Here is a 20,816-nt window from a genome sequence, read left to right on the forward strand (position 1 = left end):
CCTACGCCAGCGGTTTCACCGTAAGGACGTCAGGCCGCGTACGCGCCGATCAGCAACCCGGCGAAGGCGCCGGCCAGCAGGAACGGCCCGAACGGGATCGTGGTCTTCCGGCCCGCCCGCCGTACGACGACGAGGGCCGCGCCGTACAGCGCGCCGAGCAGAAAACCGGCGAAGGCGCCGAGCAGGACGGTGGACCAGCCGTACCAGCCGAGTACGGCGCCCATGCCGACGGCCAGCTTCACGTCGCCGAAGCCCATGCCGGCCGGGTTGATGCGGTACAGCGCGTAGTAGCCGGCGCCGAGCGCGAGGGCTCCGTACAGCGCGGTGAGCCAGTGGCCGGCGTGCTCGGGCAGCAGGGCGGCGAGGCCCAGCAGGGCGAGGGCGGAGGCGGCGAGGGGCAGGGTCAGTGGGTCGGGCAGCCGCTGCACCCGGAAGTCGACCACGGCCAGCAGCACGCCGACCGGCGCGAGCAGCAGCCACACCGCCAATTCCGGCCGGGTGCCGGTGGCGGCGGCGAGGGCGGCGCAGGTCAGGGCGGTGACGAGGGAAGCGGGGAGGGCGGCAGTGGGGGGGTCGTCCGTGCGGCGGGCCTCTCCCCCGCAGGCGGCGCACGCGAGCCGGCCGATCCAGCCGCGGATCGGGTGGCCGTCCGGGCAGCGGTCCCGCCAGGGCTCACCGGACGGTACGGCGAAGCGGTAGACGGCGCGGGGCAGCAACCCGCCCACGAGCGCGCCCCACACCGCGGCGACGGCCACCAGCGCCCCTGTACTCATCCGGTCCCCCCGCTCCCCGTCGCACTAACCGTGCTCATCCGACCTTCGACAGCCGCGCCACCGGGTTGCCCTCGGCGGAACTGTCCGACGTGAACCTCAGGTCGTCGCCGACCGGGGTCAACTCGACCTGGTGCGGGGTGGGTACGCAGTGGCCGGGGTTGTCCTTGGCGCCGGTCGAGGTCGCGAGGACCTGAGTCTTCGTCACCTTCTTCAGGGTGAGGATGTCGGTGCAGACCTGGCCGATCTGGTCGGTCTGCCGGAGCTGTCCCAACTCCTTTCCCACGGCGGCCTGATGGACGGTGAGCCGGAAGGTGCCCTCGGGCAGGTTGCCGCCGAGGCCGGTGGCCTGTCCTTCCCAGGTGCCGAGGTAGCGGGCCGGGATCGCACCGGGCCCGGAGCCCGTGCCGGTGGCGCCGGTGGAGGCCGCGGTCGGCGCCCAGGAGGGGGAGGGGCCGGTGCCCACTCCCTTGTCGCTCCCGTCCTGTCGGGCCCAGGGCTGGAGCAGCACGCCGACACCCAGGGTCGCCGCGGCCAGCGCACCGGCGACGGCCAGCACCACCGTGCAGCTCAGCCGGCGCCCACGGCCGCCCTCGACCGGCGCAGAGGCCGCCGCCACGCTGACGGAGAACCGGCCGGGCGGCACCGCGTCACGCGGCGCGGGCACGACGGTCGGCGCCCCGGCGACCGCCCCGTCCACACCGGTCGGCGCTGCCGAGGAAACCCCGTCAACGCCGGTCGCTGCAGCCGGTCCCCCCGAATTCATCACCGGCGCGGGCCCGAAAGCCCCGGCTCCGCTGAACGAGTTGAGCTCCGCAGGGGCAGGGGCAGGAGCAGGGACGGAGGCAGAGGCCGGTGCCGCACCCGAAGCCGGCGCCGGGATCGAGGAGCCCGTCACCGCAGGGCTGTCGAAGGGCGCCGGGCCCGAGGGTGCCGTCTCCCCCGTGTCGAGGTTCAGGAGGCGTACGGCGCTGCGGCTGACCTGTTCCACCAGCGGGCCCGGCAGCCAGCCGCCGGTGATCAGGCGGGCCGCGCCCTCGGGGGCGAGGCGGTGGCTCACCTCGGCGGGGGTGGGCCGGGAGGCCGGGTCCTTGGCCAGGCAGGCTGCCGCCACCTCCCCCAGCTCACCGGCGAGCGAGCCGAGTTCGGGCTCCTCGTGGACGACCTTGTAGAGCAGTGCGGCCGAGGAGTCGCCGCGGAAGGGCGGTTCGCCGGTGGCCGCGTGGACGAGGACCGCGCCGAGGGAGAAGACGTCGGCGGCGCCCGTGACGCCCTTGCCGAGGATCTGCTCGGGTGCCATGTAGCCCGGGGAGCCGATCGACACACCGGTGGACGTCAGGGACGCCGTACCGTCCATGGCCCGCGCGATGCCGAAGTCGATCAGCAAGGGGCCGTCGAGGGTCAGCAGGACGTTGGAGGGCTTCACATCCCGGTGCAGCAGGCCCAGTTCGTGTACGGCCGTCAGTGCCTCGGCGAGGCCCGCGCCCAGGGCCCGTACGGTGTGCGCGGGCAGCGGGCCGGTGTCCGTGACGGCCGCGGCGAGGGACGGGCCGGCCGCGTAGGCGGTGGCGACCCAGGGCACCGGGGCGTCAGGGTCCGCGTCCAGGACGGGTGCGGTCCAGGCGCCGCCGACCCGGCGGGCGGCCGCCACCTCGCGCCGGAAGCGGGCGCGGAACTCCTCGTCCAGCGCGAAGTGCGGGTGCACGATCTTCACGGCGACGGTACGGCCGCCCGCGCTGCGGCCGAGGTAGACCCGGCCCATGCCACCGGAGCCGAGCCGGCCGAGCAGCCGGTATGGCCCGACGGTGGCCGGCTCGTCCCTGTCCAGCGGCTGCATGACGCGCTCCCCCCAACGCCTCGGACCCAAGGTCGCAGACCCGAGGCCGCTGCCTCAACGGCTACTGGGTTCAGCCTAGTGACGCGTCCTCACCGCTGCAGCAGGTCCACCTTCACGTCCGCCGGGAAACCGGTCGTCGGGCCGACGCGGCGGGCGAACTCGGCGACGGCCTCCAGTTGGGGGGTGCCGAAGCGGAAGTCGAGGGTGGTGAAGTACTGGGCCAGGGTCGCCTCGTCGAAGGACTCCCAGCGGGCCGCCTGTTCGGCGACCTTGGCGACCTCCTCCAGGGAGAGGTTGCGGGAGGCGAGGAACGCCTCGTGGACCTGGCGGGTGATGAGGGGCTCGCGTTCCACGTAGTCGCGGCGGGCCGCCCAGACGGCGAAGACGAACGGCAGGCCGGTCCACTCCTTCCAGAGCGCGCCGAGGTCGTGGACTTCGAGGCCGTAGCGCGGGCCGTCGAGCAGGTTCGCGCGCAGCGCCGCGTCGCCGATGAGGACCGCCGCCTCCGCCTCCTGCATCATCAGGCTGAGGTCGGGCGGGCAGGTGTAGTAGTCGGGCTGGACGCCGTAGCGCTCGGCGAGCAGGAGCTGGGCGAGGCGGACCGAGGTGCGGGAGGTCGAGCCGAGGGCGACGCGGGCGCCGTGCAGGCGGTCGAGCGGGACCTGCGAGACGATCACGCAGGACATCACCGGGCCGTCGCAGCCGACGGCGATGTCCGGGAAGGCGACCAGGTCGTCGGCGTTGCGCAGGAACTCGACCAGCGTGATGGGGCCGATGTCGAGGTCGCCGCGCACGATCTGCTCGCTGAGCTTCTCCGGGGTGTCCTTGGTGAGCTCGAAGTCGAGTAGGGTGCCGGTTCTCGCGAGCCCCCAGTAGAGGGGCAGGCAGTTCAGGAACTGGATGTGGCCGACGCGCGGCCGGGTGCGAGAATTGTCCACATCGCGAGACTAGACCCCGTGCTGTACGGCGCCGGGACCGCCCCCACCCTCGCCACGCCGTCAAATGGCCCAACGGATGTTCAAACTTCCGGGTGAAGTGATCTTGACCTCTATTGCTTTCGGCTGCCCGCGTGCTAGGCTCGCCGCAAGTTGCAGTTTGGTTTCCCTTGCAGTACAGAGCCTGCGGAGCATGTGACCGCGGGCTCTCGTCGTTTTCAGAGTTATGCAGTTGCGCAGCACCGTTTCGCACGTGCAGGTTCTGGAGCAGGGCAACCCTTTGTGAGCCCAAGGAGGGCTTATGGCTACCGGAACCGTTAAGTGGTTCAACGCCGAAAAGGGCTTTGGCTTCATCGCCCAGGAGGGCGGCGGCCCCGACGTCTTCGTTCACTACTCCGCGATCAACGCCACCGGCTTCCGCTCCCTCGAGGAGAACCAGCAGGTGAGCTTCGACGTGACGCAGGGTCCGAAGGGCCCGCAGGCGGAGAACGTCACCCCCGTCTGATCACTGCCTGATCGCAGAACCTGAGTGCAGTACCCAAGGAGCCCCGCGCCGTTCCGGCGACGGGGCTCCTGCCTTGCTCCCGTCCTTTCGCGCCCGCGCCGTTGATGAATTCTGTGCGAATTCCCTACGTGTGCTGCATGACGAGGACGAAGGTCGTACCCGGTTCCAGTGCCTCGTACGAGTGCGCCACGTCCCCCCGATAGGTCATGTAATCGCCGGGCGCCAGTTCGGCCTCCTGCCCGGCAGGTCCCGCCTTCATCCGACCCGAGCCGACGATCAGATGTTCGACCGTGCCGGGGATGTGCGGGTCCGACATGCGGGCCGCCCCCGGTTCGGCGCGCAGGCGGTAGATGTCCCGTCGGGCCCCGGGAGGGCTCGCGGACAGCAGGGTGGCCACGTAGTTCGCCTGCTCCGAGGCGACCTCCGGGCCCTCGCTGGCGCGGATCACCTGGACCTGCGGCGCGGGCGGCTCGACCAGCGCGCTGAACGGCACCCCCAGCGCGACGGCAAGCGCCCAGAGCGTCTCCACGTTCGGATTCCCGCTCGCCGCCTCCAGCTGGGAGAGCGTGGACTTCGCGATTCCGGCGCGTTTGGCCAGCTCGGACAGGGACAGGCCGGTGCGGGCCCGCTCGCGCTTGAGCGACGCGGCGATCCACTCCAGCGGGAGCCGGGCGGAGGTCCGGGGAGGCGGCTCGGACATGCTGTCGGACATGCTGTTCGCTCCATCGGTACGATCGTTCGGCTTGACGGACAGCCGCTCTTCGTTCCAGTGTAGAAAACATGCGTTCGGTACAGCGAACATCCGATGACATGTCCCTGATACGTGACAGCTCGCTCGTCTGGCTCGCCAGCGGCATCGTCGGCGTCTCGTTCGGCGCCGTCTCGGTCGCCGGCGGGCTGCCGGTATGGGTGCCGGTGCTGATGTCCCTGGTGGTGTACGCCGGTTCGGCCCAGTTCAGCGCGGTGGGGGTGCTGCTCGCCGGGGGCGGGCCGATCGCCGCCGCGGCGACAGGGCTGCTGCTCAACACGCGCACGGCCGCGTTCAGCCTCGCGGTGGCGGACATCATCGGCACCGGCCGGGCGAGCCGTCTCCTCGGCGCGCACCTGGTCACCGACGAGACGGTCGCCTTCGCCCTCGCCCAGTCCGACCCGGTACGGCAGCGGAGGGCGTTCTGGATCTCCGGGCTCGGCCTGTTCGCCGTGTGGAACATCGGGGTGCTGGCGGGCGGGCTCGCCGGGGGCGCGCTGGGGGACACGGCCCGGTACGGGCTCGACGCCGCGTTTCCCGCCGTACTGGTGGCGCTGGTGCTGCCCCAGCTGCGGACGGACGCGGCAGTACGGCGGTCTGCCCTGCTCGGCGCGGTCATCGCCCTCGCGCTGACGCCCGCCGTACCCGCCGGAGTGCCGGTGCTGCTCGCACTGGCGGGGCTCTTCCTGCACCGCCGGCAGCCCGTGGAGGCCGCCGTATGAACGCCGCCGTCGTCGTGATCCTCGCGCTGGCTCTGGGCACCTACGCCTTCCGGCTGGTGGGGCCGGTGCTGCACGGGCGGGTCGAGATACCGGCCCGGGCGCAGGAGCTGGCCTCGGCCGGGGCGGTGGTGCTGCTCGTCGCCCTGCTGGCCACCGGTGCGCTGACGGAGTCCGGCGGCTTCGCGGGCTGGGCCCGCCCCGCCGGAGTCCTGGCCGGTGGTGTCCTCGCCTGGCGCCGGGCGCCGTTCCCGGTGGTGGTGCTCGGCGCGGCGGCGACGACCGCGCTGCTGCGGCTCGCCGGGGTGGGCTAGCCGGGGTGGACTAGGCCGCCTTCCGCCAGATCGTCAGGTCTCCCTGGAGGAAGGCGATGTCCGGCACCGCGGTGGACTTCGTCTGGATCACGTACAGCCCGATGTTCCCCTCGGCGTCCTTCATGCAGATCTCGGTGCCGTTCGCCGCCGCGGCGAGCGGCAGGTTGTGGCTCTTGGCGTGATGGAGGAAGAGTCGGCACTCGTCGAGGGTGGTGCCGTGCCCGCCGGCCATCAGGACGAACACGGTGCTGTCGCTCTTCAGTTCGCAGCCCGCCGACTCGCAGCCGAAGCGGACGTCCCCCTTGCGGTTCTTCAGCTGCGGATCGGAGCGCTTGAGGTTCAGCGAGTTCTTCGCGTCCAGCCAGACCAGGGGGAACCCCTCCGGCCGCGGGTCCCGGGGCGAGGCCGACGAGGACGCCGCATCCCCGGATGCGCCGAGGCCACCGTCACCGGTCCCCGGCGCCGACGAGTCCGGCGCGTTTGAGGAGGAGCCCGGCGCGGACGACGACGACCGTGCGGCCGGTGCCGTGGCGGACGTCCCGGAGCCCGCCGTGTCCCGGTCACCGGCCCTGTCCCTCGCGTCCATGACCGACCACGCCAGGGCCGTCACCAGCAGGGCGCCTCCCGCCACACCGGCGGCCGCGATCAGTGCGGCGCGCCGCCTGCGGGCCTTCGGCTGCGCGGTGGTCGGCTGCGGCCACCCGGCCGGCGACTGCGGATACCCGATCAGCGGCCGCGGGGAGACCGGGGTGGGATCGGGCACCGGGGCCGGGACCACGACCTGCGGCCCGGTGATCTCCCGCCACACGGCCGGTCCCGAGCCCGCGTCGGCGTCCGCCCCCAGCCGCTTCCGGCACCACTCCACGATCTCCGCCGCAGTGGCCCGCTCGGCCGGATCGGCGGCCAGGCAGCGGGCGAACAGCGGACGCAGCGGCTCGGGCAGCAGGGACAGGTCGGGTTCGGAGTGCACGATGCGGTAGAGCATGTTGACGCCCGCACCGTCGCCGTAGAGCGGCCTGCCCAGCGCCGCGAACGCCGCCGTCTGGCCGAGCGCGAAGACATCGGTCGCCGCCGTGACCTCGTCCCCGGACGCCTGCTCCGGGGCCATGAACGCGGGCGTGCCGATCGTGTTTCCCGTCGCCGTGTACGACGTCCCGTCGGCGGCCAGCGCGATACCGAAGTCGATCACCCGCGGCCCGTCGGCGGCCAGCAGCACGTTCGACGGCTTCAGATCCCGGTGCACGATGCCCTCGGCGTGGATGGCCTGCAGCGCCTCCGCCACCCCCGCCATCAGCCACAGCACCGCCGGCACCGGCAGCGGTCCGCGCCGGGCGACGGCCTCCGCCAGCGACGGCCCCGGCACGTACAGCGTGGCCAGCCAGGGAGGCACGCCGTCCGCGTCGGCGTCGATCAGCTCGGCGGTGTACGCCCCCCGGACCCGCCGGGCCGCCTTGACCTCCCGCGCGAACCGCCGCCGGAAGTCCGGATCATCGGCCAGCTCCGGCCGCACGACCTTGATCGCCATCGGTCGGCCGCCGGGCGTGTGCGACAGGTAGACCCGGCCCATACCCCCCGCGCCCAGCCGCGCGGCGAGCCGGTACCCGGCCACCACCGGCGGATCGTCCACCTGCAGTGGCTGGAAAGCGTCTGTCGCCTGGTCCATCGGCCCTCTCCCCCCGTTCCGATCACTTGACCGAACGGCAGCAGCCTAAAGGGGCCTGTCAGTGCGGGTCGTTACGGTCCTCCCCATGACCGACACCCAGGACCTCCTGACCGCCACCCGCACCTTCTACGACACCATCGCCGAGGACTACGCCGACCACTTCCGCAACCCGCTCGCCGACAGGCCGCTGGAGCGGGCGCTGCTGGGCGCGTTCGCCGAACTCGTCGGCCCGGCCGGGTCCGTCGCCGACCTCGGCTGCGGTCCCGGCGTCGTTACGGCCCACCTCGCGAGCCTGGGCCTGACCGTCTTCGGGCTCGACCTCTCCGAGTCGATGCTCACCATCGCCCGCCGCGAGTATCCCGCTCTTCGGTTCGAGCAGGGGTCGATGCTGGAGTCGCCTTGTGCCGACGGTTCCCTCGCCGGGGTCGTCTCCTGGTACTCCAGCATCCACACACCTGTGGACGAACTGCCCGCGCTGTTCGCCGAGTTCCACCGTGCGCTCGCTCCCGGCGGCCACCTCCTGCTCGCCTTCCAGGCCGGCGACGAGGCGCTCCGCTTGGTTCAGCCGTGGGGGTACCCGGTGACGCTGGACTTCGAGCGACGCCGCCCCGAGTTCATGGCGGGGCTGCTGACCGACGGCGGTTTCGCCCTCCGCGCCAGCACCGTTCGCGAACAGGACGCCGCGCTGGCGGAGTCAGCTCCGCAGGCGTTCCTGCTCGCCCAGAAGAAAGGCTGACCAGGCGGCGGGGGTGACGGTGAGGTGGGCGGCGGCGGGCTGCTTCGAGTCGCGGATGTGGATGGCGGTGGGGTGGGTGGCCACTTCGAGGCATTCGCCGCCTTCGCCACCGCTGTGGCTGGACTTGCGCCAGGAACAGGCAAGTTCGAGGCACTGCCCGCCCTCGCCGTCGCTGTGGCCCGACTTGAACCAGGTCAACTGTTCTATGGTCATCGCCCTTCCAGCATCTTCTCGGTCAGGTCCAGGGACTCGTGCGGGTTGAGAGCCTGGGCCCGGATGATCCCATAGCGAGCGACGGGAACGCGGACCTCTTCACGGTCGATGATCAACTTCGGGTACCCCTGGGTCTCCATGTACGCAACTGCTCCTGCCCCTTCGGGATCAGCAAGGTGAAGGAGCCGCCAAGTGAGGGGTGTTCCTCCCGTCCCGTCGGCATCACCTGTACCTGCACATTCCGCATGCGCCCGATCCGCAGCAGCTGGCGGAGCTGCTCCCTGTGCACCTTCGGTCCGCCGATCGGCCGCTCCAGCACGGCCTGTTCCATGACGAAGCTGAACTCCGGCGGCGGCCACTGTTCGAAGATCTGCTGGCGCGAGAGCCTGTCTGCCACCCGCTTGTTGAGTTCGTCAGCCCGGCCCCGAGGAGCACCCGGTCAGCGCGGCGCCTGCGCCCTCCTGGCCGCCCTCACCCTCTGGACGGCCCGCACCCACGAGGGCCTGCGCTGACCGCCGGTTCGCCGGTTCATGGCCTTGGTCTTGGCGCCCTCAGGGGCCGGTGGGCCGGCCGTAGAGGCCCTCCACCTCGGGTGCGAAGTCGGTCATGATCTGCTCGCGGCGGAGTTTCATCGACGGGGTCAGGTGCCCGGCCTCCTCGGTGAAGTCCACGGGCAGTACGACGAAGCGGCGGATGGACTCGGGGCGGGAGACCAGCTTGTTGGCCTCGTCGATCGCGCGCTGCAGGACGGCGTCCAACTCCGGGTCTCCGGCGAGCAGTTCCGGCGGAACCGGGTGCTTGCCGATCATCTGGCGCCAGTGGGAGACGCCGTCGGGGTCGAGGGTGATCAGTGCGGCCACGTACGGGCGGGCGTCACCGACCAGCATCACCTGGGAGATCAACGGGTGCTGGCGCAGCCAGTTCTCCAGCGGGGCCGGGGCCACCGACTTGCCGCCCGCCGTGATCAGCAGTTCCTTCTTGCGGCCGGTGATGGTGAGGTAGCCCTCGTCGTCCAGTTCGCCGATGTCCCCGGTCGCGAGCCAGCCGTCCCGGGTCGCGGGGACGACTCCGCCGGCCTGCGGGTCCCAGTAGCCGCGCAGGACGTGGTCGCCGGAGACGAGGATCTCGCCGTCGGCGGCGATGCGGACCCGGGTGCCGGGCAGCGGCCAGCCGACCGTGCCCAGGCGGGGCTTGAGCGGTGGTGTGACGGTGGTGGCACCGGTGGTCTCCGTCAGGCCGTAGCCCTCGAAGATCTCGATGCCGGCGCCCGCGTAGAAGGCGGCCAGACGCCGGCCGAGCGGGGAGCCGCCGCAGATGGCGTACCGGACGCGACCGCCCATGGCGGCCCGGAGCTTGCGGTAGACCAGCGGGTCGTGGAAGGCGCGGGCCGTCTTCAGGGAGCGGCTCGGGCCACCGCCGGTGCCGGTCTGCCGGGACTCCAGCGCCTCGCCGTAGCGGACGGCGACCGCCGCGGCCCGGTCGAAGGCGGCGACCCGGCCGCCCGACTCGGCCTTCGCGCGGGCCGAGTTGTACACCTTCTCCAGCATGTACGGGATGGTCAGCAGGCAGGTTGGCTTGAAGGCGGCGAGGTCCGGCAGCAGGTCCTCGGCGGCCAGGCTCGGCGCGTGGCCGAGACGGACCCGGGCCCGGACGCAGGCGATGGCCACCATGCGCCCGAAGACATGGGACATCGGCAGGAAGAGCAGGACCGACGGCTCCTCGCCCTTGTCCTTGAAGACCGGGTAGAGCAGTTCGATGGCGTTGTCGACCTCGGCGAAGAAGTTGCCGTGCGAGAGGGCACAGCCCTTGGGGCGGCCGGTGGTGCCGGAGGTGTAGATGAGGGTGGCCAGGGTGTCGGGGCCCAGCATGCCGCGCCGTACGGCCACTTCGCCGTCCGGCACCTGCACACCGGCCTCGGCGAGCCGGGTCACGTGCGCCTTGTCGATCACCCAGAGATGGCGCAGGTCGGGCAGGTGCTGGAGTTCGGGGCCGAGGGCGGCGGCCTGGGCGGCGGTCTCGGTGATCAGGGCGACCGCGCCGGAGTCGTGCAGGATCCACCGGGTCTGGAAGACGGAGGAGGTCGGGTAGATCGGCACGGTGACCAGACCGGCGGCCCAGGCGGCGAAGTCGAGCAGCGTCCACTCGTACGTCGTACGCGCCATCACGGCGATACGGTCGCCCGGCACCAGCCCCTCGGCGATCAGTCCCTTGGCCACGGCAAGGACTTCCTCGGCGAAGTGCGCGGCCGTCATGTCCGTCCAGCGGCCGTCGGGGAGCCTGTGGCTGAGCACCGTCCGGGCGGGGCCCGACTCGGCGTTGTCGAACGGCAGGTCCGCCAGCGAGCCGTGTTTCACCGGGGGCACGAACGGCGGTACGGACACTTCCCGTACGGCGCCGTCCAGGCGCTGGACCCAGGGCTCCACTAGGACCGGGCGGCCGTCGTAGTCGATGGCGGAGACGGGGGTGCCGGAGGAGACGGGGGTGTTCGGGAAGGGGGTGGACACGGGCGGCTCCTCTGGCGTGCGCGTACCTGCGGTGCCTTGGCGGAAAGGGGTTACCGCAGGTTAGGGAGGTGATCGTACGGGTCCGCCGTGAGGGGGTTGTGCGGGTTCGGGGAGGGTCCGGGGCCGGGGGTGTGCAGCCTCAAGGGGTATGTGACGGGTGCTCATGTCCGGCGGGGTTCTCGCCGTTGGGGTTCCTCCGTTGCCAGGTGCGGGTGTGGGGTCGGTCGCTCGCGCCCACGCGGCGGAGCCGCCGGTCGATACAGCCTCGCGCCCCTTGGGTGGGAACGCGTGACGTAGACTTACCGACGGTAACCTTACTTCAGGGTAAGAAGATGGGGGCTGGGCGTGGTGGGCGAGTTGCTGCATCTCACGGGCGGCGTGTTGCGCTCCCCCTTCAAACGGCCTTCCCTGGAGGCGGAGTTCCCGAGGCACCGGCTGGTGTTGCCCGGCCTGCGGGTGGACCTGGCCCGGCTGGCGGCCTACGAGCGCGTCTGCGGCTTCCCCACCGGTGACAGCGCCCTTCCGGTCACCTACCCGCACGTCCTCGGCTTCCCGCAGGCCATGCGGCTGATGAGCGACGGGGCCTTCCCGCTGCCGCTGCTGGGGCTCGTCCACACCTCGATCGAGATCACCCGGCACACCTCCCTTCCGGCTAGCGGGGAGTACGAACTCGCCGTGCACGTCGAGGGACTGGCCCCGCACCGGCGCGGCACCGAAGCCACGATGGTCACCGGGATGCGGGCCTACGGGGAGGTGGTATGGGAGTCGCGGAGCACGTACCTCGCGCGGCATCGCACCGACGGGGTCGCAGAACCCCGGGAAGAGCAGCCGGTCCCGCTGCCCGTCGTCGCCTCGTGGCGGCTCGCCGGGGACGTGGGCCGGCGGTACGGGGCCGCCTCCGGCGACCGCAACCCCATCCACCTGTACCCGCTCACCGCCCGCCTCTTCGGTTTCCCGCGGGCCATCGCGCACGGCATGTGGACGGTGGCCCGCTGCCTGGCCGCCCATGGCACACCCGACGCGGCCGAGGTCCGGGCCCGGTTCCGGGCGCCGGTGCTGCTGCCCGGGACCGTGACCTACGGCGCGGACGGCACCGGCCGCTTCGAGCTGCGCGGTGCGGGAGACCGGCTTCACCTGTCGGGAGAGGTGCGCCCGCCGTCCGGAGAACACCGGCCCTCCTGGAGCTGAACTTCCGGCGAACAAGCTGTGAGTCACGGGGAGTTGAGAGCGAACCCACGGGAACCTGCGGGAATTTCCCAGCTTCCTCCCAGCTCTCCCTCATACCCCGTTCTTACTTTCGCCGCATGTCTCCCAGACTCAGCCGCATCACCGTCCTCGCGGACTCCGACACCCGCTGGAAGTGGGGCGCCGCCGTGGCCCGGCAGCTCGCCCCCGAGCACGTCCTGGACGCCGTCTTCCTGCGCTCCCGCACCACCCCCACCGAACGCCAGCTCGCCGAGGTCGGCATCACACCCGACTCCCGGCGCGAGCTGACCGCCGCCGAACTCGTCGACGACCCGCAGGTCGCGGACGCCGACCTCCTCGTCCTCGCCGTCACCGGCGGCGCGGTCCTCGCCCTCATCCACAGCCTGGGCCGCGCCTGGGAGGACCGGGCCCACCGGCCGGTCGTCGTCTCCGGATACGTCGGCGTGGTCTACGAGAAACTGGTCGACGGCCTCCTCACCCGGGCCGGCACCGATGTCGTCCTCGCCAACTCCCGCTACGACACCGGGCGTTTCCGCACCGCCTTCGCCGGGGTCGGCGTCGACCCGGACTCGGTGGTCGAGTGTGCCCTCCCCTTCCTGGACGGCACGCCCTACGCGCCCTCCGCCGACCGGCCGTTCACGCTGACCTTCGCCGTCCAGCCGTCCGTGCCGAAGGGGCGGGCGGCCCGTACGCACCTGCTGGAGCGCGCCGCCGCGCACGCCCGGCGACATCCCGAGCGCGAGGTGCTGATCAAGCTGCGCAGCCTGCCCGGCGAACAGACCACCCACACCGAGGCCGACCCCTACCAGCACCTCGTGGAGGAACTGGCCGAGCCCGCCCCGGCCAACCTCCGGCTGGTCTACGGCCACATGGGCGAGATCCTGGACCGCACCGACCTGCTGGTCACCGTCAGCTCCACCGCAGCGCTGGAGTCCATGCACCGGGGCATCCCGACCGCGATCCTCACCGACCTCGGCGTCCGCGAGGCGCACGGCAACCACTACTTCGTCGAGTCCGGCTGCCTCGCCTCGTGGGACGACCTGGACGCGGGGTCGCTACCGCGGGTTCGGCCGGAGTGGGCTGCGGCGCAGGGGATCGGGGTGGCCGACCCGTACGCCGGGGCTCGCGCGCGGATCGCCGGCCTTCGCTCCGCGGGTTCGCTGCCGGTGCTGCGGCCGTACTACACGCCGCAGCGGGCGGGGCTGTATCTGGAAGGGTTGCTGCGGCGGCACGGGCTGGGCTTGGACGGGCGTCCGCTGCCGGAGACGCCTGTGGCGGACGGGGGTGTGCGTACGGTGATCCGCCGGGCCGCCGGGCGGGGGGCGAAGACGTTGTACGGGGTGGGGCGGAAGCGGGTTGCGCCAGCGCTGCGGAAGTGGGGGGCGGTGGGCTGATCGCCGCAGGGGTGTGTCGCCGTTGCCGGGGTGCGGGTTCGTCGTGGCTGGTCGCGCCCACGCGGCGGAGCCCCATACCGCTACAGCCCCGCGCCCCTCAGGTTTCTTCAGCCGGCGCAGTCCACACACGGCCCTGCATCAGGTTGCCCAGGCCCGACCAGGCGAAGTTCATCAAGGTGGACGCCGCCTGGCGGGCCGTGACGCCGGGCGTGCTGTTGGCCCACGCGGCCAGCGACTCCGCCGCGCCCACCAGGGCCTCGGCCAGGCCCGCCACCTCGTGTTCGGGAAGGTCGGGGTCGCGGTGGGCCTCCCTTGCGGCGATCGCGACCAGGCGGGTCACGAACGCGACGATCTCCCTGCGCATCGCGGCGGCCTCGGCCGCGAAGGGCTCGCCGTGGGTGCGGGCCTGCAGGTGGAGCACGGACCAGGCGTCGGGGTGTTCGGCGGTGTGGGCGAAGAAGGCCTGCAGGCCGTCCCAGAGCCGGCGGTCGGCGGGGAGGTCCGTGTGGACGCCGGCGCGGACGGCCTCCGTGAGGGCGCTGGCCTCACGCCGGATGCAGGCGGTGAAGAGGTCTTCCTTGGAGTTCAGGTACAGGTAGACCAAGGGCTTGGAGACACCGGCGAGCTCGGCTATCTCGTCCATGGAGGCGGCCATGTAGCCGCGTTGCCCGAAGATGCGTACGGCGGCGTCGAGCATCTGCCGCTCGCGCACCGCACGCGGCATCCGCTTGGTCTTCGCCCCACCCATGAGGGCAAGACTAGTTGGACGCGGCTGCCCCGCCCTGCGCCCTCGCGGTGTCGTCGGCGCCGTCCTCCTGGCTGCGGTTGGCGTCCAGGTTGGCCTTCATCCGGTCGACCCTGGTCACGATCTGCACCGAGGCCCGGTCCCGCTCCTTGCGCAGCACCACCCAGCTGATCGGCGCCGACAGGACCAGCGCGAGCAGCAGCACCCACAGGCCGTTGGAGCCGCCGAAGCCGCGCGGGAAGATGCCGGAGTAGACGGCTCCCCAGACGACCACGAGGCAGCCGGCGAAGATGCCGAGGCGCATCAGCGTGTAGCGGAGCATCTCAATCCACTCGTCCGATTCCAAAAGGGGTCATCGTCCAGTGAAGCACGGGCGGCGAGGGATCTTGCAGCGGGGTCAGTGGAGGGGGAGCAGCATGATGACGTCGTCGCGGTCGTCGCCGGGCGCCACCCGGATGGCACCGGGCACCCGGCCGACCTCCTTGTAGCCGCAGGAGCCGTAGAACCGCTCCAGGCCGAGGCCGCCCCGGCAGGTCAGCCGGATCGCGTCGATGCCGTCGAAGGTGCGGGCCGCGTCCGCGGCGGCCGCCAGCAGGTCGCGGCCGTACCCCTTGCCCTGATGCCCCGGGTGGACCATCACCGTGTACAGCCACACCCAGTGCGTCTGGAGCCGGTGCGTGTCGAAGGCGAAGAACGCGGTCGCGGCCGGCTCGCCCGTCTCGTCGCACCCGACCAGCAGCCGGTGCCGCCCCTCGGCCATGCCCACGAAGTGCCGCACCAGCTCCGGCCGGATGTCCTCCCGGCTCACCGGCGGCACGAAGCCCACGGCGCCGCCCGCGTCGGAGACGTCCGTCCACAGGTCGAGGATGCCGTCGCGCAGGGCCGGGGTGATGGCGGGGTCCAGCGTGAAAGTAAGTGGCATGAGGGCAGTGTAGCTATTACCCGAGGACCCGTGCAGCCACTTTCAGATCGGCGACCAGCCCTTGGTACGCGGCCTTCCTGTCCTCGTCGTCCTGAGCCCGCAGCACGGAGGACGGGTGCACGGTGGGCACCAGCCGCTCGAGCCGCCCGTGGATCTCCCGCTCCAGGACGGTGCCGCGCACCTCGCCCACCCGGAACGACGACCCCAGCAGCGCCTTCCCGGCCGTCGCGCCCAGCACGACGATCAGCTCGGGCTCGACCAGCGCCAGCTCCGCCGCGAGCCAGGGGCCGCAGGCGGTCATCTCCCTCAGGCTCGGGGCCTTGTGGATACGGCGCTTGCGGGGTTCGGCCCGGGTGAACTTGAAGTGCTTGACGGCGTTGGTCACGTACGCGTCGCCCGGATCGATACCGGCCTCCGCGAGGGCTCGGTCGAGCATCCGCCCGGCCGGGCCGACGAACGGCTTGCCCTGGCGGTCCTCCTGGTCGCCGGGTTGTTCGCCGACGAGCATCACTCGGGCGTGCGCGTCGCCCGCGCCGAACACCGTCTGCGTCGCGTTCTCGTGCAGGGGGCAACCACGGCAGTCGGCCGCGGCTTTGCGCAGGGCGGCGAGACTGGCGCCCTCGGGGACGAAGGGTGCGGCGGTGTACTGCTCCTCAGGGGCGGCTGCACGTGGTGTCACGGGCCACGAGTACCCCGCGCGGTACCCATGTCACCAACCGAGTCGGGTGGTCGGTGGGCACAGGCGCAGGTCCAGGGGGCGGAGCCCCCTGGGGTCACACCCGCATCGGCTGCGGGGACTCCCGGCGCGCCGGGTCCGGACCGTCGTACTCGCGGATGATCTCGTACCGCGTGTTCCGCTCCACCGGGCGGAAGCCGGCGTCGCGGATGAGTTCCAGCAGGTCCTCGCGGGTCAGCTTGTTGGGCGTGCCGAAGTTGTCCGCGTCGTGGGTGATCTTGTACTCCACGACCGAGCCGTCCATGTCGTCCGCGCCGTGCTGGAGGGCCAGCTGGGCGGTCTGCACGCCGTGCATCACCCAGAAGACCTTCACGTGCGGGACGTTGTCGAACAGCAGGCGGGAGACCGCGAAGGTCTTCAGCGCCTCCGCGCCGGTCGCCATCTGGGTACGGGCCTGGAGGGTGTTACGTACCTTGCCGTCCTTCATGTCCACGAAGTCGTGCTGGTAGCGCAGCGGGATGAAGACCTGGAAGCCGTTCGTCTCGTCCTGAAGCTCGCGCAGCCGGAGGACGTGGTCGACGCGGTGCCTCGGCTCCTCGATGTGGCCGTACAGCATGGTGCACGGGGTCTTCAGACCCTTCTCGTGCGCCAGGCGGTGGATCCGCGACCAGTCCTCCCAGTGGGTGCGGTGGTCCACGATGTGCTGCCGGACCTCCCAGTCGAAGATCTCCGCGCCGCCGCCGGTGAGGGACTCCAGGCCCGCGTCGATCAGCTCGTCCAGGATCTCCGAGGCGGACAGACCACTGATCGTCTCGAAGTGGTGGATCTCCGTGGCCGTGAAGGCCTTCAGGGACACGTTCGGCAGGGCTGCCTTCAGCTCCCTGAGCGACCTCGGGTAGTAGCGCCACGGCAGGTTCGGGTGCAGGCCGTTGACGATGTGCAGCTCGGTGAGGTTCTCCGACTCCATCGCCTTGGCGAGCTTCACGGCCTCCTCGATGCGCATCGTGTACGCGTCCTTCTCGCCCGGCTTGCGCTGGAAGGAGCAGTAGGCGCAGGAGGCCGTGCACACGTTGGTCATGTTGAGGTGCCGGTTGACGTTGAAGTGGACCACGTCACCGTTCTTGCGGGTGCGCACCTCGTGGGCGAGCCCGCCGAGCCACGCCAGGTCGTCCGACTCGTACAGCGCGATGCCGTCCTCGCGAGTCAGCCGCTCACCGGAGCGGACCTTCTCCTCCAGCTCGCGCTTGAGCCCGACGTCCATGCCAACACGCCCTTTCTACGACAGCCCGACCAACCGTATCCCTAGACCTCTTCGGGCAGCTCCCCGACCCGGTTCTCCCACTTGGTGGAGAGCACGATCGTGGTCCGGGTGCGCGAGACGCCCTTGGTGCCGCTGAGCCGGCGGATGATCCTCTCCAGGCCGTCCACGTCCGCCGCCCGCACCTTGAGCATGTAGGAGTCGTCGCCGGCGATGAACCAGCAGTCCTCGATCTCAGACAGGTCCCGCAGCCGCTGGGCGACGTCCTCGTGGTCGGCGGCGTCGGAGAGGGAGATGCCGATCAGCGCGGTGACGCCGAGGCCGAGGGAGGCCGCGTTCACCGTGGCGCGGTAGCCGGTGATGACGCCGGCCGCCTCCAGACGGTTGATGCGGTCGGTGACGCTCGGGCCCGACAGGCCGACGAGCCGCCCCAGCTCCGCGTACGAGGCCCGGCCGTTCTCTCTCAGGGCCTGGATGAGCTGCCTGTCCACCGCGTCCATGCGATCGAAGCCTTCCGCTGAAGAGTCTGAAGAGGTCTGAAGAGGTTTCTGATGAAGTCTGAAGAGGTTCCTGCGGTGATGAGCGGCACTGCCTGTGCGCTACTGGTCCGTGCCGCCGCCCAGTTCGCCCTTCCAGCGCCGGTACAGGCCGTGCCCGACGCCCGCCGCGTCCAGCACCCGCCCGGCGACGAAGTCCACCAGGTCCTGGATGTGGGTGGCACCCGCGTAGAAGGCGGGCGAGGCCGGTACGACGCTCGCGCCGGCGTCGTCCAGCGCCACGAGGTGCCTCAGGGTCTGGCCGTTCAGCGGGGTCTCGCGTACGGCCACGACCAGGGGGCGGCGCTCCTTGAGGGTGACGCTCGCCGCCCGCTGCAGCAGATCCTTGGACAGGCCCAGCGCGACGCCCGCGACACAGGCCGTCGAGGCGGGCACGATCAGCATCCCCTTGGCCGGGTACGACCCCGAGGACGGCCCGGCCGCGAGGTCGCCCGCGCTCCAGTACGACACCCCGCTGATGTCCACGTCGAAGGTCCCGGGCTTGCCGTCGGCGCCCCGGGCCAGCCATTCCCGCAGGTCGTCCTGCCAGTGGGCGTCCCGGAACGAGATGCCCGTCTCGTCGAGCAGCGTCAGCCGCGAGGCCCGGCTGACCACCAGGTCGACCGCCTCCCCCGCCCCGAGCAGCGCCCGCAGCACAGCCGCCGCATACGGCGTCCCGGACGCACCGGAGACCCCCACGATCCAAGGCACGCGCTGCGATTCTCCTGCGTTCACACTTTGAGCGTACCGGCGGACCGAACCGTCAGGCGGTCAGCCCCCGCACCAGCAGGTCGAGCAGCGCGCACCCGAACAGGGCGATGCCGATGAAACCGTTGACGCTGAAGAAGGCCCTGTTCAGGCGGGACAGGTCGTGCGGCCGGACGATCGAGTGCTCGTAGAGGAACGCGCCCGCGACGATCAGCAGGCCGAACCAGAAGAAAACACCCGCGCCGGTGACGAGGCCGTACCAGACGAACAGGGCCGTCGTGATCGTGTGGCAGGCGCGGGCGCCCCAGATCGCCACCGGGATGCCGAAGCGGGCCGGTACCGACATGACACCGATCTCGCGGTCGGTCTCCACGTCCTGGCAGGCGTAGATCAGGTCGAAGCCGCCGATCCAGATGCCGACGGCGAGACCGAGGATGGCCGCGTCCCAGTCCCAGGTCCCGGAGATGGCCAGCCAGCCGCCCACCGGCCCCATCGCCTGGGCGAGGCCCAGGATCGCCTGCGGGAAGTTCGTGAACCGTTTGCCGTAGGGGTAGATCACCATGGGGATCACCGCCACCGGCGCCAGGGCCAGGCACAGGGGGTTGAGCAGGGCCGCCGCGCCCAGGAAGATCACCAGGGCGATCAGGGCCCCGGTCCAGGCGTGCCGGACCGACATCGCGCCGGTCACGAGCTCGCGGTGGGCCGTGCGGGGGTTGCGGGCGTCGATCTCGCGGTCGATGATCCGGTTGACCGCCATCGCGAACGTGCGCAGGCCCACCATGCAGACGGTGACCAGCAGCAGCCGGCCCCAGTGGATGTTCCGGTCCCACTCGTACATCGCCGTGAGGGAGGCGATGTAGGCGAAGGGCAGCGCGAAGATCGAGTGCTCGATCATCACCAGGCGCAGAAAGGCCTTCGTGCGTCCCGGCTGGGGGATCGCGGCGGAAGCGCTGCTCACAGGCCGTACTCCTTCCAGCGGCGGTCCACCAGGGCCGCCGTAGCCGGGTCCGACAGGACCATGTCCGGCCAGCCCCCGTCGCGGGTGTAGCCCTCCTCGGGCCACTTCTTCGTCGCGTCGATCCCCGCCTTGCCACCCCAGAACTGCTGGTAGGAGGCGTGGTCGAGATGGTCGACGGGGCCTTCGACGACCGTGAGGTCACGGGCGTAGTCGGTGTTGCCGAGGGCCCGCCAGGCGACCTCGCGCAGATCGTGCACGTCACAGTCGGAGTCCACGACCACGATCAGCTTGGTCAGGGACATCATGTGCGCCCCCCAGATCGCGTGCATCACCTTCTGCGCGTGCTTGGGGTACTTCTTGTCGATCGAGACGATCGCGCAGTTGTGGAAGCCGCCGGCCTCGGGCAGGTGGTAGTCCACGATGTCCGGGACGATGATCTTCAGCAACGGCAGGAAGAAGCGTTCCGTGGCGCGGCCGAGCGGGCCGTCCTCCGTCGGGGGGCGCCCGACGACGATCGACTGCAGCAGCGGGCGCTTCCGCATGGTCACGCAGTCGATCTTCAGCGCCGGGAACGGCTCCTGCGGGGTGTAGAAGCCGGTGTGGTCGCCGAAGGGGCCCTCGGGCAGCATCTCGCCGGGCTCCAGCCAGCCCTCCAGGACGACCTCGGCGTTCGCCGGGACCTGGAGCGGGACGGTCTTGCAGTCGACCATCTCGATCCGCTTGCCCGCGATGAACCCGGCGAACAGGTACTCGTCGATGTCGCCGGGCAGGGGCGCGGTGGAGGCGTAGGTGACGGCCGGGGGGCAGCCGAAGGCGATGGCGACGGGCAGCCGTTCGCCCCTTCTGGCGGCCACCTGGTAGTGGTTCCGGCTGTCCTTGTGGATCTGCCAGTGCATGCCGATGGTGCGCCGGTCGTGGCGCTGCAGGCGGTAGAGCCCGAGGTTGCGGATGCCCGTCTCCGGGTCCTTGGTGTGGGTGAGCCCCAGGTTGAAGAAGGAGCCGCCGTCCTTCGGCCAGGTGAACAGCGCCGGGAGCCGGTCGAGGTCCACCTCGTCGCCGTGCAGGACGACCTCCTGCACCGGGGCGCCCGCGGATTTCACCTTCTTCGGCGGCACGTGCGTCATCGCGCCGAGCTTGCCGAAGGCCTCGCGCACGCCGACGAAGCCGTGCGGCAGCTCGGGCCGCAGCAGGCCGCCGATCTTCTCGGAGATCTCGCCGTACGACTTCAGGCCCAGCGCCTTCAGCAGGCGGCGGTCGGTGCCGAAGACGTTCATGGCGAGGGGCATCGCCGAGCCCTTCACGTTCTCGAAGAGCAGGGCCGGGCCGCCGGACTTCTGTACCCGGTCGACGATCTCCCCGACTTCGAGATACGGGTCGACCTCGGCCTTGATGCGCTTGAGGTCGCCCTCGCGCTCCAGCGCCCGCAGCAGGGAGCGAAGATCGTCGTAAGCCATGAGGCCCAGTATCGC

23 protein-coding genes and 1 pseudogene are annotated in these 20,816 nt (G+C 71.4%); 7 read left to right on the forward strand and 17 right to left on the reverse strand.

Translation table 11 applies throughout. The features are described 5' to 3' along the window. Positions 1-29 precede the first annotated feature (29 nt). The 3 genes from AB0M27_RS19005 to AB0M27_RS19015 form a co-directional block, all read right to left on the reverse strand. Positions 30-773 carry an A24 family peptidase gene (locus tag AB0M27_RS19005; protein WP_365723005.1) on the reverse strand — a complete coding sequence of 248 codons (744 nt, stop codon included), beginning with the start codon at positions 771-773 and terminating at the stop codon, positions 30-32. Positions 774-807: 34 nt separating this feature from the next. Next, on the reverse strand, positions 808-2,607 hold the full coding sequence (locus AB0M27_RS19010) for a serine/threonine-protein kinase (RefSeq protein ID WP_365723006.1): 1,800 nt from the start codon (positions 2,605-2,607) through the stop codon (positions 808-810). Between the two features lie 89 nt (positions 2,608-2,696). Next, on the reverse strand, positions 2,697-3,545 hold the full coding sequence (locus AB0M27_RS19015) for a menaquinone biosynthesis protein (protein WP_365723007.1): 849 nt from the start codon (positions 3,543-3,545) through the stop codon (positions 2,697-2,699). Positions 3,546-3,843: 298 nt separating this feature from the next. On the opposite strand from AB0M27_RS19015, the gene AB0M27_RS19020 reads away from it, so the two are divergent. Next, positions 3,844-4,047, forward strand: a complete 204-nt coding sequence (locus AB0M27_RS19020; protein WP_004984723.1) for a cold-shock protein — start codon at positions 3,844-3,846, stop codon at positions 4,045-4,047. Positions 4,048-4,171: 124 nt separating this feature from the next. On the opposite strand, the gene AB0M27_RS19025 is transcribed toward AB0M27_RS19020, so the two are convergent. After that, positions 4,172-4,759, reverse strand: coding sequence for an XRE family transcriptional regulator (locus tag AB0M27_RS19025; protein ID WP_365723008.1), 588 nt, complete (start codon positions 4,757-4,759; stop codon positions 4,172-4,174). Between the two features lie 68 nt (positions 4,760-4,827). Between AB0M27_RS19025 and AB0M27_RS19030 the strand changes: the two genes are divergently transcribed. Together AB0M27_RS19030 and AB0M27_RS19035 are read left to right on the forward strand one after the other, a co-directional pair. After that, the gene (locus AB0M27_RS19030; RefSeq protein ID WP_365723009.1) at positions 4,828-5,517 is read left to right on the forward strand and encodes an AzlC family ABC transporter permease; all 690 of its coding nucleotides are present in this window, start codon (positions 4,828-4,830) and stop codon (positions 5,515-5,517) included. Beyond that, complete coding sequence (locus AB0M27_RS19035; protein WP_365723010.1) at positions 5,514-5,828, forward strand: AzlD domain-containing protein; 315 nt, start codon at positions 5,514-5,516, stop codon at positions 5,826-5,828. The genes AB0M27_RS19030 and AB0M27_RS19035 overlap by 4 nt, the downstream gene beginning before the upstream one ends. 10 nt (positions 5,829-5,838) lie before the next feature. Here AB0M27_RS19035 and AB0M27_RS19040 read toward each other — a convergent pair whose 3' ends face one another. Continuing rightward, a complete protein-coding gene (locus AB0M27_RS19040; RefSeq protein ID WP_365723011.1) occupies positions 5,839-7,491 on the reverse strand; it encodes a serine/threonine-protein kinase in 1,653 nt (550 codons plus the stop codon). Positions 7,492-7,576: 85 nt separating this feature from the next. On the opposite strand from AB0M27_RS19040, the gene AB0M27_RS19045 reads away from it, so the two are divergent. After that, complete coding sequence (locus AB0M27_RS19045) at positions 7,577-8,227, forward strand: class I SAM-dependent methyltransferase (protein WP_365723012.1); 651 nt, start codon at positions 7,577-7,579, stop codon at positions 8,225-8,227. On the opposite strand, the gene AB0M27_RS19050 is transcribed toward AB0M27_RS19045, so the two are convergent. Both AB0M27_RS19050 and AB0M27_RS19055 read right to left on the reverse strand, forming a co-directional pair. Further along, positions 8,186-8,440 (reverse strand): DUF397 domain-containing protein, encoded by a 255-nt coding sequence (locus AB0M27_RS19050; protein WP_365723013.1) that lies wholly within the window; start codon positions 8,438-8,440, stop codon positions 8,186-8,188. The two genes, AB0M27_RS19045 and AB0M27_RS19050, sit on opposite strands and share 42 nt — an antisense overlap. Then, a pseudogene (locus AB0M27_RS19055) lies at positions 8,437-8,843 on the reverse strand (DUF5753 domain-containing protein); the annotation flags it as partial. The gene AB0M27_RS19050 and the pseudogene AB0M27_RS19055, both read right to left, overlap by 4 nt. Here AB0M27_RS19055 and AB0M27_RS19060 point away from each other — a divergent pair. After that, positions 8,770-8,952 carry a hypothetical protein gene (locus AB0M27_RS19060; RefSeq protein WP_365723014.1) on the forward strand — a complete coding sequence of 61 codons (183 nt, stop codon included), beginning with the start codon at positions 8,770-8,772 and terminating at the stop codon, positions 8,950-8,952. The pseudogene AB0M27_RS19055 and the gene AB0M27_RS19060 overlap by 74 nt on opposite strands. A 39-nt stretch (positions 8,953-8,991) precedes the next feature. Here the strand turns inward: AB0M27_RS19060 and AB0M27_RS19065 are convergent, their stop codons facing one another. Continuing rightward, the gene (locus tag AB0M27_RS19065; protein ID WP_365723097.1) at positions 8,992-10,890 is read right to left on the reverse strand and encodes a long-chain fatty acid--CoA ligase; all 1,899 of its coding nucleotides are present in this window, start codon (positions 10,888-10,890) and stop codon (positions 8,992-8,994) included. A 399-nt stretch (positions 10,891-11,289) separates the two neighbouring features. On the opposite strand from AB0M27_RS19065, the gene AB0M27_RS19070 reads away from it, so the two are divergent. Both AB0M27_RS19070 and AB0M27_RS19075 read left to right on the forward strand, forming a co-directional pair. Continuing rightward, positions 11,290-12,132: a MaoC/PaaZ C-terminal domain-containing protein gene (locus tag AB0M27_RS19070; protein WP_365723015.1), complete on the forward strand. Its 843-nt coding sequence runs from the start codon at positions 11,290-11,292 to the stop codon at positions 12,130-12,132. 116 nt (positions 12,133-12,248) lie between these two features. Further along, positions 12,249-13,544, forward strand: a complete 1,296-nt coding sequence (locus AB0M27_RS19075; RefSeq protein WP_365723016.1) for a DUF6716 putative glycosyltransferase — start codon at positions 12,249-12,251, stop codon at positions 13,542-13,544. Positions 13,545-13,641: 97 nt separating this feature from the next. Here AB0M27_RS19075 and AB0M27_RS19080 read toward each other — a convergent pair whose 3' ends face one another. The 9 genes from AB0M27_RS19080 to AB0M27_RS19120 all read right to left on the reverse strand — a co-directional run bounded on the left by AB0M27_RS19080 (position 13,642) and on the right by AB0M27_RS19120 (position 20,801). Then, positions 13,642-14,292 (reverse strand): TetR/AcrR family transcriptional regulator, encoded by a 651-nt coding sequence (locus AB0M27_RS19080; RefSeq protein ID WP_365723017.1) that lies wholly within the window; start codon positions 14,290-14,292, stop codon positions 13,642-13,644. A gap of 10 nt (positions 14,293-14,302) precedes the next feature. Next, positions 14,303-14,611, reverse strand: a complete 309-nt coding sequence (locus AB0M27_RS19085) for a DUF4229 domain-containing protein (RefSeq protein ID WP_365723018.1) — start codon at positions 14,609-14,611, stop codon at positions 14,303-14,305. A gap of 75 nt (positions 14,612-14,686) precedes the next feature. Then, positions 14,687-15,211: a GNAT family N-acetyltransferase gene (locus tag AB0M27_RS19090; RefSeq protein ID WP_365723019.1), complete on the reverse strand. Its 525-nt coding sequence runs from the start codon at positions 15,209-15,211 to the stop codon at positions 14,687-14,689. Positions 15,212-15,227: 16 nt separating this feature from the next. Then, the gene (locus AB0M27_RS19095; protein ID WP_365723020.1) at positions 15,228-15,890 is read right to left on the reverse strand and encodes a UdgX family uracil-DNA binding protein; all 663 of its coding nucleotides are present in this window, start codon (positions 15,888-15,890) and stop codon (positions 15,228-15,230) included. Positions 15,891-15,984: 94 nt separating this feature from the next. After that, positions 15,985-17,148: an aminofutalosine synthase MqnE gene (mqnE, locus tag AB0M27_RS19100; RefSeq protein ID WP_356307734.1), complete on the reverse strand. Its 1,164-nt coding sequence runs from the start codon at positions 17,146-17,148 to the stop codon at positions 15,985-15,987. Positions 17,149-17,189: 41 nt separating this feature from the next. After that, positions 17,190-17,645, reverse strand: coding sequence for an Lrp/AsnC family transcriptional regulator (locus AB0M27_RS19105; RefSeq protein ID WP_365723021.1), 456 nt, complete (start codon positions 17,643-17,645; stop codon positions 17,190-17,192). Positions 17,646-17,744: 99 nt separating this feature from the next. Further along, complete coding sequence (locus AB0M27_RS19110; RefSeq protein ID WP_365723022.1) at positions 17,745-18,392, reverse strand: UbiX family flavin prenyltransferase; 648 nt, start codon at positions 18,390-18,392, stop codon at positions 17,745-17,747. A gap of 52 nt (positions 18,393-18,444) precedes the next feature. After that, positions 18,445-19,347, reverse strand: coding sequence for a menaquinone biosynthesis prenyltransferase MqnP (gene mqnP / locus AB0M27_RS19115; protein ID WP_365723023.1), 903 nt, complete (start codon positions 19,345-19,347; stop codon positions 18,445-18,447). Further along, complete coding sequence (locus AB0M27_RS19120) at positions 19,344-20,801, reverse strand: menaquinone biosynthesis decarboxylase (protein WP_365723024.1); 1,458 nt, start codon at positions 20,799-20,801, stop codon at positions 19,344-19,346. Before AB0M27_RS19120 ends, mqnP begins: the two co-directional genes overlap by 4 nt. Between the last annotated feature and the right edge of the window lie 15 nt (positions 20,802-20,816).

This window comes from Streptomyces sp. NPDC052107, from assembly GCF_040680215.1.
Lineage (GTDB): Bacteria > Actinomycetota > Actinomycetes > Streptomycetales > Streptomycetaceae > Streptomyces.